General features: G+C 68.3%; 10 protein-coding genes and 5 pseudogenes. 10 read left to right on the plus strand and 5 right to left on the minus strand.

All coding sequences use genetic code 11. The annotated features are described in order from the left end of the window. Positions 1–231: leucine zipper domain-containing protein (locus LY13_RS25100; protein WP_253831039.1), on the minus strand; the 231-nt coding region annotated here is incomplete at its 3' end. A gap of 272 nt (positions 232–503) precedes the next feature. Here LY13_RS25100 and LY13_RS26240 point away from each other — a divergent pair. The 4 pseudogenes from LY13_RS26240 to LY13_RS25115 all read left to right on the plus strand — a co-directional run. Beyond that, positions 504–623 (plus strand): annotated as a pseudogene (locus tag LY13_RS26240) (transposase); the annotation flags it as partial. A 238-nt stretch (positions 624–861) separates the two neighbouring features. Further along, positions 862–1059, plus strand: a pseudogene (locus LY13_RS26275) (transposase); the annotation flags it as partial. A 72-nt stretch (positions 1060–1131) separates the two neighbouring features. Next, positions 1132–1490, plus strand: a pseudogene (locus LY13_RS26280) (transposase); the annotation flags it as partial. Between the two features lie 70 nt (positions 1491–1560). Continuing rightward, a pseudogene (locus tag LY13_RS25115) lies at positions 1561–1745 on the plus strand (IS30 family transposase); the annotation flags it as partial. A 1-nt stretch (position 1746) separates the two neighbouring features. Here LY13_RS25115 and LY13_RS25120 read toward each other — a convergent pair. From LY13_RS25120 to mhpA, 3 genes and pseudogenes are all read right to left on the minus strand, one after another. Further along, positions 1747–2949, minus strand: a complete 1203-nt coding sequence (locus LY13_RS25120; RefSeq protein ID WP_308216402.1) for an MBL fold metallo-hydrolase — start codon at positions 2947–2949, stop codon at positions 1747–1749. Positions 2950–2982: 33 nt separating this feature from the next. Beyond that, positions 2983–3774 (minus strand): annotated as a pseudogene (locus tag LY13_RS25125) (helix-turn-helix domain-containing protein); the annotation flags it as partial. Positions 3775–4482: 708 nt separating this feature from the next. Further along, positions 4483–6066 carry a bifunctional 3-(3-hydroxy-phenyl)propionate/3-hydroxycinnamic acid hydroxylase MhpA gene (gene mhpA, locus LY13_RS25130; RefSeq protein WP_253831040.1) on the minus strand — a complete coding sequence of 528 codons (1584 nt, stop codon included), beginning with the start codon at positions 6064–6066 and terminating at the stop codon, positions 4483–4485. A gap of 191 nt (positions 6067–6257) precedes the next feature. Here mhpA and LY13_RS25135 point away from each other — a divergent pair, with 191 nt between their 5' ends. Continuing rightward, entirely contained in the window at positions 6258–6569 is a 312-nt protein-coding gene (locus tag LY13_RS25135; protein ID WP_253831041.1) for a hypothetical protein, read from the plus strand. Between the two features lie 99 nt (positions 6570–6668). Here LY13_RS25135 and LY13_RS25140 read toward each other — a convergent pair whose 3' ends face one another. Further along, the gene (locus LY13_RS25140; RefSeq protein WP_253831042.1) at positions 6669–7127 is read right to left on the minus strand and encodes a MarR family winged helix-turn-helix transcriptional regulator; all 459 of its coding nucleotides are present in this window, start codon (positions 7125–7127) and stop codon (positions 6669–6671) included. A 107-nt stretch (positions 7128–7234) separates the two neighbouring features. Between LY13_RS25140 and LY13_RS25145 the strand changes: the two genes are divergently transcribed. The 5 genes from LY13_RS25145 to LY13_RS25165 all read left to right on the plus strand — a co-directional run bounded on the left by LY13_RS25145 (position 7235) and on the right by LY13_RS25165 (position 12317). Next, positions 7235–8143, plus strand: a complete 909-nt coding sequence (locus tag LY13_RS25145) for an SDR family NAD(P)-dependent oxidoreductase (RefSeq protein WP_253831043.1) — start codon at positions 7235–7237, stop codon at positions 8141–8143. Between the two features lie 8 nt (positions 8144–8151). After that, complete coding sequence (locus tag LY13_RS25150; protein ID WP_301299632.1) at positions 8152–9021, plus strand: amidohydrolase family protein; 870 nt, start codon at positions 8152–8154, stop codon at positions 9019–9021. After that, positions 9014–10561, plus strand: a complete 1548-nt coding sequence (locus LY13_RS25155; RefSeq protein ID WP_253831045.1) for an acyl-CoA synthetase — start codon at positions 9014–9016, stop codon at positions 10559–10561. Before LY13_RS25150 ends, LY13_RS25155 begins: the two co-directional genes overlap by 8 nt. After that, entirely contained in the window at positions 10558–11013 is a 456-nt protein-coding gene (locus LY13_RS25160; RefSeq protein WP_253831046.1) for a MaoC family dehydratase, read from the plus strand. The genes LY13_RS25155 and LY13_RS25160 overlap by 4 nt, the downstream gene beginning before the upstream one ends. A gap of 149 nt (positions 11014–11162) precedes the next feature. Beyond that, the gene (locus tag LY13_RS25165; RefSeq protein ID WP_253831047.1) at positions 11163–12317 is read left to right on the plus strand and encodes an acyl-CoA dehydrogenase family protein; all 1155 of its coding nucleotides are present in this window, start codon (positions 11163–11165) and stop codon (positions 12315–12317) included. Positions 12318–12408: the final 91 nt, after the last annotated feature.

Here is a 12408-nt window from a genome sequence, read left to right on the forward strand (position 1 = left end):
GTCTTCCTCGACTACCCGACTGGTGCGTTGCGGGCTGTGGCGGGGACGGCTGGAGCGATCGTCCATAGCCTGCTCGCCGCCGTGGCGGTACCGGCCGGCCCAGCGGGCCGCGGTCGTGTGGGCGACCTGGAACCGTTCGGCAGCGCGGCGCACGTTCCAACCGTCCTCGACGACGCACCGGGCCAGTCGCAGCCGTCCGGTCGGAGTCAGCGGAGCGTTACGGTGGACCACCAGAGGGCCTCCTCGGATCGGCGTGTTGTTCGTGGTGATCCACACCGAACCCGGAGGCCCTCACCCATATCAAGATCATCCACCGCGTGCCGAACCGTCACCAACGTGCCCGAACAGCACAGGTGTGTCTGACAAATATTTGCGTGGCGTGCTGGGAGTCTGTGGTCATGTCGCGATTTCAGCTGCTCTCAGATGCCCAGTGATCGTTGATCGAGGGCATGTTGCCGCGTCCGACTGGTCGCAGGGGTCGGCCGTTTTCGGATGAGTGAACGATGGTTGAGGCGATCATCTACCAATATCGGACGGGGATCGCGTGGCGGGACCTGCCCGAGGTGTTCGGGCCATGGCAGACGGTCTGGACCTGGCACCGGCGGCTGGCTACCGAGGGCACGTGGGATGCGGTGCTGGCCGAGTTGGCCGCTGCGGCGGATGCGGCCGGGTTGCTGGATTCGTCGGTCTCGGTCGATTCCACGATCGCGGGCGCATCAGCACGCGGCGAATGTCGCGCGCCGTGCAGGGGGCTGGATCGAATTACACGCAGCCGACCATCGAGCCGCGTGATCACGCGCTCGGCCGCTTGCGCGGCGGGCTGTCGACGAAGATCGACCAGCTTGTCGACGGGGGCTGCCCCTGGTCGCGTTGCTGACTGCAGGGCAGGCCGGGGATTTGCCGATGCTGCTGCCACTGCTGCGACAACTGCGCGTGGGCCGCCAGCGGGGACGGCCACGCACCCGACCCGACGCGGTGCGGGCCGACAAGGCTTACCCCTCCCGAGCGATCCGCTCCCACCTGCGCTCCTGCGGGATCACAGCCGTGATCCCCGAACCCGACGATCAGAAGCAGGCCAACGAGATTCTGATGCTGGCCTCGACTTTCTTCGCGCGGGAACTCGACTGCACCGTCGACCGCATCATGCGAGAACTGGGGTTCACGGGGTCGTGCGGGGGTACAAGCAGCGCACGACAATCACCGCCAAGGATGGGATACGAGCCCGGAGACAAGCCCAATCGTGACTTCACCGCCTGCGCGCCGAACCACGTGTGGGTCGCGGAATTCACCTACGTGGCGACCTGTACCGGCTGGTCTTACGTGGCCTTCATCATCGACGCGTACGCGCGATCGTCGGCTGGACCGCCGCGAATACGAAGACAACCGCGTTGGTGTTTACTGCACTCAACATGGCCATCTGGCGACGCGATCACAGTGGACATCCGGTCGAGCCGGGTCTGATCCACCACTCCGATGGCGACAGTCAAGGCGAGTTCAATCGGTCGTCGCAACACCTTGATCGTGGAGGTGCTCAGGGTGGCGACGACAGGCTGAGGCAAGAAGACCAGCGATACGTCTGAAGGGGTCCGGCGGCAGTGGCACGCGGATCGGGCGCTTCAGCCCGCGATGCGTTCGCCCGGACGTCCTGCCCCCTCGCGCGCGGTCCAGCGACAGTTCTGGCAGCTGATCGCGACAGGATCACGTCGGCGGAGGCGGCGCTTCAGGTCGGTGTGTCGGTGCCGGTTCCTACGGGGACGGACGGACGGCGATGCTCATCAGGTCCGAACCGATGATCAGCCGCCCGCTGAATCCACGCTGCGCCCGCCGCCAACTCTTGTCGGGGCTATTGCCTGGCACTAGGTGGCTGAGGACGAGGTTCTTGACGCCCGCCGGCTCGGCAACGTCTCGGCCCACTTGCTCGATCGTCGTGTGGGCCTCAAGTAGATGGGTACGCACGGGCTCGGCGGCCTCCGGCGGCAACGCCGAGACTATCTCGTCCACCCACTGCGCATCAATTACCTCGTGGACGAGGTAGTCGGCGCCCTGCGCGAGATCGATCAGGTTCTCACTGACCGTCGTGTCGCCCGAGATCACGATCGCGCCGTCGGGCGTGTCGAACCGGAACCCGAATGCGGGAGCAGTCGGGTGATGGTCGACCAGCGTTGCGGTCACGGTCACCTCCCCGTCCTGCCACACCTCGATCGGCTTGTCTAGGTGAGGGGGCTTGCCCGCGGGATCCACCCTCCAAAGATCGCTTATGTCGATGTCATGCGCGCGGAAGATCACGTCCGGGCCGGCAAAGTCGGTGTCCCGGATTCGGTCGTTGAAGTCTTGCGCGAACCCCTGACGCAGGTAGCCGGTCATTGCGGCGATGCCCGGGTACGGATCGCTCGGGTTCACCAGCGCAGGGGTCGGACGGGAAGGGGGGTAGACCCGGGTTGCCGAGTCGCGTCGACCAGGTCCGAACACTTCGATCGGTTCGCGTCCCGGGTCAGTGACGTTCACGGAACCCGTGGCGTAGAGGGTGGGCCAATCGACGGTGTGATCGCTGTGGAGGTGGGTGAAAAAGATGCCCCGAACCTTGTTCAGTGCCCCATTGGGCTCGCTGTTGTCTCTCAGCCCGCTCGCGGCCAAGCGCTGAAACGCACCCATCCCGAGATCTACGAGGTACACGCGGTTCTTGTAGCGCACGGCGGTCGAGATCCCGAAACGTTCGCCTCCGTTATGAGTTGGTCCGCCCGCCGTACCCAGGAGGACCAACTCGGTCCGAGACTTCGCGTTCCCACCCCCAGGACCCGCGGGCCCCTGGGGTGGGTGAGCGGCGGCAGCATCCTGGCCGAGCACTGAAGCACCGAGAGTACCGGCGGCTCCGACACCCATCATGGCGAGTAGGCGGCGTCGATCGGTTTTTGGGACGGCGGCGACGGCCTCGTGAAGGACATTGCACATCTGCGGGTACTCCCTTGTGTCGGGTTCATCGCTCCGGGGGACCTCACGTCGAAGGCGAGAACAGTTCGAGCCACGCTGACAACTGGCGAAGTCGGCTGCGCGTTAGCAGGCGCCGTTGTCGGTGACCAAGCGGTGGATGTGGATGATGCCGTGGCGGGCGAAGAAAGCGCGGGCGCGGTGAACGAACCCGATCGCGGTGCGGGCCTTCTCGTCGGGCGGGGCTTCAGTGTAGGCCGGGCGCGAGTAGCCGTCGACCGCCGAGTGCAGGTAAGTGTAGCGTGCCCGCGCTCCGCGTTGTTTGCCTCGGGCGACAAGTTTGTCCTAGTCGCTGCCTTTGCCGTGGACGCGCCGTCCGCCGCCGTCGGGGATCTGGCCGGCAGTTTTCACGTCCACGTGCATCATGTGTCCGGGCCAGCGGGCGTTGATCCGCCGTGGCTGCCGGTTGGTGTCGCCGGTGGGATCGATGAAGCGGCGCCGGTTCAGGCCAAGATCCAGCAGTCGGCGGCCGATGGTGCGGACCGAGATCGTGATGCCCTCGGCGGACAGTGCGGTGGCGATCCGGCGGGCCGAGTACTTGCGCTGTCGGCGGAGCTGTTCGATCCGGGCCACCACGTCGGCCGCGGTGACGGTGGGCTGGCGGTGCGGAACGCTGGACCGATCGAGCAGGTCGACATCGCCGTGCCGGCGCCAGCGGTTGACCCACTTGGATGCGCATTGACGGGAGATGCCCATCTCGGCGGCAGCATGGGCGATCGGGCGGTGCTGGCAACGCGCGACGAGTCAGCGGTGGCCCTCAAGGGACCGCGGGGCATTACGGTGATGCATGGACGGGTCTTTCTCTTCGGCAGGCGAATTGGTCGCACTTCTCGTCCTGCCGCCGAAAGACCCGTCCCCATCTCTCAGGCACCCTCAGCCGACACCAACCTCATGACCCGCAACCTTGCCGTGGGCAGCACGTTGCTGCCGCAGACGGCGGCCGAGGAGGTCGAGGCGGGAGCCCGACCATGGGCGCTTCCGGTGCGGCAGCGAAGCTGTTCGCCTTCGACACCGCCGCGAAGGTCACCACGGACGCCGTCCTCTCCTCGGCGGCTCCGGCTACGTGAAGGACTTCCCAGTGGAGCCCATGATGCGCAACGCCAGGCCTCGCCCGATCGAGTCATCAGCTCGGTGGCGTCATCAAGTACGTCTGACAGACCGAGCAGAGCTCCTCGACCCAGTGATCCGGTGTCATCTCATGGGTCGCCGCGAAGTCCGGTCCGAAAGCGATCCGCCACGACAACGAATCGATGGCGGTCCACCACACGCCCCCAGCCAAGCTCAAGCGACTGCTCCGCCGGCCGGGGTCCCAAACTGAAGATCTCGACCGTTCGTCTCGGCGCCACTGCTCACGCCGCAGGTTCTCTCAGCAGCGCGGCAGCAGACCAGGCTGTTCGCTGATCCACTCCCCTACGTCGTCTTGGTGGAGCTCCTCCCCGACACGCCGCGCCCGATCCTTCCGACGGACCGACCCACGCAGTCCATCGACTGCTGCACTCAGCTGGTCACGTTGCTGAGCACACCGAGCTTCTCCCCCAGTTCGAGCACCAGACGGTCTGCGTCCGCAACCGACTGGCCGGAGCCGAAGACGTAGAAGTCGGGCCGCACCAGGACGACGCCGACGGCGGCGCCGCCCAGCCATTGCCGGTAGGTCCCGTCGACGTCTCGGACCGACGCCTGGTCCCCCACATGGGCGCTCTCCCCCCGCAGGCGCGTCCACACCTCCCGTGCCTCAGCCCCCAGTGCCGACGCGGGGTCGCCGTCGAGCCCGATGAGGGTGTACTCGCCACTCGCGAGCACCTCGTCGAAGAGCCCCGTCCGGCCGTCGAGTTCGACCCGCCCCTGGAAGCTGAGCGTCCCGGCGAGCGGATCGTCGGCTGCCAGCACCCCGCTCAGAAGAGGAGGACGGGCCTCCAAGGGCACTGCGGCGCCACTGTCGCGAAGCTGCCGAAGCCCATCGTCCCGCTGACGCGCCGCCTCCGGATCGGTGATGCAGATGACGTGGCCGAGCTGGACCGCCGTCTCGATCTGCGTCCGCACGTGCGGCAGTCGCTCCTCGGTGTAGCGATCCAGGACGGTCTCCGGCGCACGGCCGTCGAGGACGAGGTTCAGATGACCGGCCAGGTTGGCCGCGTCCCGCACCGCCGAGTTCAAGCCCTGCCCCAGGAACGGCGGGGTCAGGTGCGCGGCGTCCCCGACGATGAACACACGACCGTTACGCCAGTCGTTGGCCCACCGACCGAGCAGGCCGTACGCGACAGAGCGCTCGAGCACCGCATTGTCCGGGGTGACGTCCCACTTGGCCATGAGGCTCCACGCCGCCTCGGGCGAGGACATGCTCTCTCTGGTCTCCCCAGGCAGGAGCATGAACTCGAAGCGCCGGCGTCCGGGGCCTGCCGGCGCGACCGTGGTCGGACGACTGGGGTCGAGCACCTGCCCGAAGAAGGGCCTCCACTCCCAGGGAGAGGTGGGCAAGATGTCCACGACCAGCCACTCCGACTCGAAATCCAGCGTCGTGAACTCAGCACCCATGAGGGAGGCCACGACGCTGTTCGCGCCGTCGGCGCCTACCACGTACTTCGCCGCCAGCGCACCCCCCGCGCGATCGGCCTGCAGGTTCCCGTTCCCGTCCCCGTGCTGGTAATGGAGCACGACGCCGTCGTCGCTCTGCTCCAGATCGCTGACGATCACGTTGCGCAGGACCGTGATCGACGGGTGTGCGATGGTCAACTGGTCGAGGAGTGCCTCGGCGTCGGGCTGGTGGAAGATCACCATCTCGGGGAAACCGGAGCTGCCGAGCCCCGGGGAGGGCATGCTGGCCAGGACCTCACCGTCCGGTGTCGCGTACTCCGCCGGATGGCCGTCCGTAGTCTCGATCCCCCGCTCGATCCGGTGATCGACACCGGCCAGGTGGAAGACGCGGCGCACCTCGTGGTCCAGACCGATCGCACGCGGCTGGGGATAGGGCTGGGGCCATTTCTCGAGCAGGGCCACCGAGTTTCCGGTGCGCGCGAGCAGCAGAGCCGCCGTCATCCCCGCCGGACCGGCACCGACGACGCCGACATCCACGTCATGCTTCATGTTCTTACCTCCGTTGCGTCGGGAGCTTCACATCGAGGCCTGCAGCCATGCCTGGAGCAGTATGCGGAACCGCTCCGCCTGTTCCGGATGGGCTCAGCGGCCGGAACGGGAAGACGGGCGGTTGCGCGTTCGGGACATGCTTGGCGATGTTGTACGACCGCTCGACAGGGAGCACGCGGTCGTGCCGGGCCATGCACGACGAGCGTCTCGTGGTGGACCTGGTCCCAGGACCTCGAGCGAGACATCATTCGGACGGGACCGGCCGGGTCGGCCGCTGCAGCACCGGCCCGGACGAGGTGAGTGCGCATGGCGACAGCCAGACGCTTCGCGGCGAGCTGGTCGAAGTCGACGCCGAAGGTCTCCTCGTGGTAGCCGAAAACCCCCGCAGCAAGTTGCCGATGGTCTCCGCCGACGGATCGGCGCTGAAGGCTATCGATTCCTGGACCGTCTCGGCGGTCAACCAACCTTTTGGCGGCACTGCCCATCGGCACGACCTTCCGTAGCCGCGACGGCGCGAGCTGCGCCATGTGCAACGCTGGGACGCCGCGGATGCCCATCGCACAGATGGTTGCACCGGCCGCGGGCGCACCTCACGCTCGTCGTCATTCCGTCAGCTCGCCGCCGGCGCGGCACCGCCCGACCGACCCACCCACGACGCGCTGCAGGAGGCCCCGCAAGGTCGCCTGCTCTTCCCCGCTCAGGTCCCCCATCTGGCGCTGCACTCCTCCCTCAGCCGAGGAGGCGGCCCGGCGGCGCACCTGAGTACCTTGCGGCGTCGCGACAACCAGCCGCGGCCGCCGATCGGTCGGCGACGGGCGCCGCTCGACCAGCCCTGCCGCGGCCAGCTCGTCGACCAGCGCAACCACCTGGCTGGGATCGAGTCCGAGCTCCTCGGCGAGGTCGCGCTGGGCGATGCCCTCTCCGGAGTCGTCGGCCAGCGCGAGCACCGAGTACTGCCGCACCCTCAGCCCGAGGTCACTCAGCGCGGCGTTCGTGGCACGGACGACAAGCCCGCTCGCCCGTGTCAGCAGAAAGCCGACGTCGTTGCGCAGATCCGACATATAAATGGTCTCCTCAATCGTTGACAATCTCCACGATATCGGCTTAGCGTTCGATACAGCAACGATGCCTGGTTGGCATCACCCCTACCTCTCACACTGGAGCCTCCGTGGACCTGACCGGCAAGGTCGCCATCGTCACCGGCAGCGGACGGGGCCTCGGCCTCGGCTACGCCACCGAACTCGCCCGATCCGGCGCGTCCGTCGTGATCAACGACGTCGACGCCTCCGTCGCCGAGGAGGCTGTCCGCTCGATCACCGACGCGGGTGGCCGCGCAGTGGCCGAGGTCGTCGCAGTCGGCACCAGCGAAGCCGCACAGGCCTTGGTCGACCGCGCCGTGAACGAGTTCGGGCGGCTGGACATCCTGGTGAACAACGCGGGCATACTCCGAGACTCCACCCTGTGGAAGATGACCGACGACCAGTTCGACAACGTCATCGCCACGCACCTGCGCGGGACCTTCACCTGCACCCGCGCCGCCGCTATCAAGCTTCGCGAGCAGGGCGAGGGCGGCCGGATCATCTGCGTCGGCTCCCCCACCGGCCAGGCGGGCAACTTCGGGCAGACCAACTACGCCGCCGCCAAGGCCGGGATCGTCGGGATGGTTCGAACCTGGGCGTTGGAGCTCGCCCGGGCGCAGATCACCGTCAACGCCATCGTGCCGGTGGCCATCACAGGGATGACCGAGACGGCCCCCTTCCTCAAGCCCTACATCGACGCGATGGAGACCGGCGGCCCCTTGGCGGAGTACGGCCGCCGCGAGCTCAGCCTGGGGTCGCCGCAGGACACCGCAGGCGTGGTCGCCTTCCTAGCCTCCGACACCGCGGCCGGCATCAACGGTCAGGTCGTCGGCATCGGCGGCGACCGGCTCGCACTGTGGACCCACCCCACCGAGGCCGTGGTGCAATTCGCCGACGGCACCGGTTGGTCGGCCGACGCCATCGCCGGCGTCTGGCCGGAGGCATTCGCCGGTTCCCAGCAGAGGGTCGGCCAAGAGTTCCCGGAGCCCCCTAAATGACCTCACACCTGGACCTGGACGCGCTGGTCGCCATCGACGTGCACGTGCACGTCGAGCAGGACCTGCACGGGCACAAGTCGATGGACGCCGAGCTGCTCGACGCCGCTTCGAAGTACTTCAAGGGCGACCCTTACCACCCGACCGTGCCCGAGATCGCCGCCGACTACCGGGACAAGAAGATGGCCGCGGTCATCTTCACCGTCGACAGCGAACTGGCCACCGGGCACCCGACCCTGTCCAACGAGGAGATCGCGCGGGCCGCCGCCGAGCACCCGGACGTGCTCATCCCGTTCGGCTCGATCGACCCGGCACGCGGTGTCGCCGGCGTCCGCGCCGCCCGCCGGCTGGTGGAGGAGCACGGGATCCGCGGGTTCAAGTTCCACCCGTCGATCCAGGCTTTCGAGCCCAACGACCGGCGGCACTACCCGCTCTACGAGGAGTTGCAGGACCTCGGGGTGCCAGCTCTGTTCCACACCGGCCAGACCGGCATCGGCTCCGGCCTGCCGGGCGGGCGCGGGATCAAACTGCACTACTCCGACCCGATGCTGCTCGACGACGTCGCCGCCGACTTCCCCGGCCTGACGATCATCATGGCCCACCCCTCGGTGCCCTGGCAGGACGCCGCCATCGCGGTCGCCCAGCACAAGGCCAACGTCTACATCGACCTGTCTGGCTGGTCGCCGAAGTACTTCCCGCCCCAGCTCGTCCGCGCCGCGAACAGCCTGCTCAAGAAGAAGGTGCTGTTCGGCTCGGACTACCCGCTGATCCGTCCCGAGCGGTGGGTGAAGGACTTCGAGGCCCTGGAGATCAAGGACGAGGTCAAGCCGCTGATCATGAAGGACAACGCCGTCCGTGCCCTCGGGCTCAGCTGTGCGTAACGCAGGCCTGGGCTCCTGGACCGAGCGCCGGCTCCTGATCTCGCCCGAGCGCGACGCGATCTGGTTCGAGGGAACGACGACATCGCACGGCGAATTCGCCCTGCGGGTCCGGCGTACCGCAGCGGCCCTGGCCGGCCTGGGCGTCGGCCGCGGCGACCGGGTGGCCTGGACCGGGGGCAACCACCCATCGGCGCTGGAGACCCTCTACGCCTGCGGGCAGCTCGGTGCGATCTGGGTGCCGGTCAACGCCCGGTTGGCCGCGCCCGAGGCCGAGTACATCCTGCGCCACGCAGGGGCGTCCGTGGTCGTGCACGGCCGGGAGCTCGGTGAGCTGGCCGACACGCTGCGGGACCGTCTCGAGGGGGTTCGGCACTGGGTGGCCGCCGAGCCGCCCACCGAGGGTGGCGCGGGGTCTCTCCGGTACGAGCAGCTGCTCGCCGACACCGACCCGGTGCCGCGCGATGAGCCGGTTAGCCTCGACGACCCGTGCCTGATCATGTACACGTCGGGCACCACCGGACGCCCCAAGGGCGCGGTGCTCACCCACGGCAACATGACCTGGAACGCGATGAACCAGCTCCTCGGGTTCGACTTCGCGCAGGACGAGCGCACGCTCGCCCTGGCGCCGCTGTTCCACATCGGCGGTCTCAACGGCACGGTGAACCCGGCCCTCCTCCGGGGCGGGTGCGCGGTGATCGTCCGCCGGTTCGACCCGACGGGGACGCTGCAAGTGATCGAGGCGCAGCGGATCAACTCGTTCTTCGCCGTCCCTACCATGCTCGACGCGATGGCCCGCGAGCCGGAGTTCCGTACCCGCGACCTCTCTGCGCTGCGCACCATCGGGGCCGCCGGAGCACCGCTCCCCCTGCCCACCCTGCGCACCTGGCTCGACCGCGGGGTAACGATGCAGCAGGCCTACGGCATGACCGAGGCCGCGCCCGGCTGCACCGTCCTGGACTCGGCCGACGCCGAGCGCAAGGTCGGCTCGGCCGGCAAGCCGCTGTTCTTCACCGACGTCCGCGTGGTCCGCCCCGACGGCCACGACACCGGGGGCGACGAGGTCGGCGAGGTGATCGTCCAGGGGCCCAACGTCATGGCCGGCTACTGGAACGACCCCGAACAGACCGCCGAGGTGCTGGTCGACGGCTGGTACCACACGGGGGACGCCGGATCGCTCGACGCGGACGGCTTCCTCTACATCCGCGAGCGCTTCAAGGACATGATCATCTCCGGTGGGGAGAACGTCTACCCCGCCGAGGTCGAGTCCGCCCTGCTCGAGCTTCCCGCCGTCATCGAGGCCGCCGTCATCGGGGTCCCCGACGAGAAGTGGGGCGAGGTCGGCCTCGCCCTGCTGGTCGCGGCTCCGGGCACCACGGAAGACCCCGAGGCGATCCGTGCCGCACTGCGCGAGCGGCTCGCCGGATTCAAGGTGCCCCGCCACATCCGCTTCGTCGACGACCTCCCCAAGACCGCCACCGGCAAGATCCGCAAACCCGACCTGCGCAACACCCATCTGAATACCGAGGAGCCCCCCGCATGACCACCACCACGACCCTCGCCGAGCTGCCTTCCTTCACCGGCAAGGAGCTCGGGACCAGCGAATGGATCGAGGTGACCCAGGACCGGGTCAACCTCTTCGCCGACGCCACCGACGACCACCAGTGGATCCACGTCGACGTCGAGCGTGCCAACCGCGAGAGCCCCTTCGGCGGGCCCATCGGCCACGGGTATCTCACCCTGTCGCTGCTCATCCCGCTCTGGGAGCAGGTGCTCACCGTGACGGACACGAAGATGGCGGTGAACTACGGCCTCAACAAGGTCCGATTCCCCACGCCGGTGCCGGTCGGCTCCCGGGTCCGGCTGACAGCCACGCTGGCCGGGGTGGAGGAGATCAAGGGCGGCCTACAGCTCACTGTCGCCGCGGTCATCGAGGCCGAGGGTGCGGACAAGCCGGTCTGCATCGCAGAGCCCGTTTTCCGCTTCCTCGGCTGAGGAAGCGCTTGGCTCCACGCGGTACCAGGTTCACGAGGCGCTAAGCACGTCGACGCCTTGGAGGCTCCGGGGCCGTGCCGCCCGAACAGGCACGGCACGAGCGGCCTCACTTCCCGCCCGCGCGGCCCCCACGGACAGAGGACCAGCACATGACTACCGCAACGCGAGAGGATCTCGAGCAGATCCGCGAGCTCGCCCGCTCCGTCGCCACTGGGCGCATCGCCCCCCATGCCGCCGACGTCGACGCGCAGGCCCGGTTCCCCACCGAGGGCTACCGGGCGCTCGTCGAGTCCCAACTACACGCCGTCGTGATTCCCGAGTCTTTCGGCGGCGTCGGCGCCGACGCGCTGACCGGTGCGGTGGTGGCGGAGGAGATCGCCCGGACCTGCGCCACCACCCAGCAGGTGTCTGGTGCGAACGAGCTGTTCTCCTGGCCGTTGCTGCTGGCCGCTTCGGAGGAGCAGAAGCAGCGCTGGCTGACGCCGATCGCAGCCGGCGAGGCACTCGGAGCCTTCGCCCTGTCCGAGCCGGAAGCCGGCAGTGACGTGGCCTCGATGACCACCAGAGCAACTCCGACCGAGGACGGCTGGTGGCGGCTGCGGGGCACCAAGCGATGGATCACCAACGGCGGGGTCGCCGACTGCTACGTGCTCTTCGCGGTGACCGATCCCGACGCCGGCGGCCGCGGCATCTCTGCCTTCGTCGTCGAGAAGGAGGACGCCGGCCTCTCGTTCGGTGCACCGGAGAAGAAAATGGGCCTGAAGGGCTCCCCCACCACGGAGATCTTCCTCGACGATGTCGTGCTCCCCGCTGACCGACTCATCGGCGGACCCGGCGAAGGCCTGAAGATCGCCCTTGGCACACTCGACCGCACCCGCACCGGGGTCGCCGCCCAGGCGATCGGCATCGCCCAGGGAGCCCTCGATGTCGCCGTCGACTACGTGTCCACGCGCCGGCAGTTCGGTCGGGCGCTGGCAGAGTTCCAGGGACTGCAGTTCATGCTCGCCGACATGGCCGTCGCGGTCCGCGCCGCACGCCTGCTCACCCACACCGCCGCCGAGGAGATCGAGACACTCTCGCCGACGATGGGCGCAGCCGGAGCCGCCGCCAAGCTCTTCGCCTCCGACACCGCAATGAGGGTCACCACCGACGCCGTGCAGCTACTCGGCGGTGCCGGCTACGTGAAGGACTTCCCCGTCGAGCGGATGATGCGCGACGCGAAGATCACCCAGATCTACGAGGGCACCAACCAGATCCAGCGCATCGTCATCGCCCGCGACCTCTTGCGCCGAGCGGCGCACTAGTACTGCAACGACACTTCGTGATGGCCTCGTCGCCGGTAGTGGCTGGCTCGCGCTCGGGCTTGGCTGGTTCGTCGCCATCGTGACCAGTGCA

Origin of the sequence: Prauserella aidingensis (assembly GCF_024171865.1) — a bacterium.
In the GTDB taxonomy this organism is placed as follows: domain Bacteria; phylum Actinomycetota; class Actinomycetes; order Mycobacteriales; family Pseudonocardiaceae; genus Prauserella; species Prauserella aidingensis.

Coding starts and splice junctions, on each gene's coding strand:
- LY13_RS25120 (WP_308216402.1), bottom strand. CDS start 2,949: ATGTGCAATGTCCTTCACGAGGCCGTCGCCGCCGTCCCAAAAACCGAT.
- mhpA (WP_253831040.1), bottom strand. CDS start 6,066: ATGAAGCATGACGTGGATGTCGGCGTCGTCGGTGCCGGTCCGGCGGGG.
- LY13_RS25135 (WP_253831041.1), top strand. CDS start 6,258: ATGCACGACGAGCGTCTCGTGGTGGACCTGGTCCCAGGACCTCGAGCG.
- LY13_RS25140 (WP_253831042.1), bottom strand. CDS start 7,127: ATGTCGGATCTGCGCAACGACGTCGGCTTTCTGCTGACACGGGCGAGC.
- LY13_RS25160 (WP_253831046.1), top strand. CDS start 10,558: ATGACCACCACCACGACCCTCGCCGAGCTGCCTTCCTTCACCGGCAAG.
- LY13_RS25165 (WP_253831047.1), top strand. CDS start 11,163: ATGACTACCGCAACGCGAGAGGATCTCGAGCAGATCCGCGAGCTCGCC.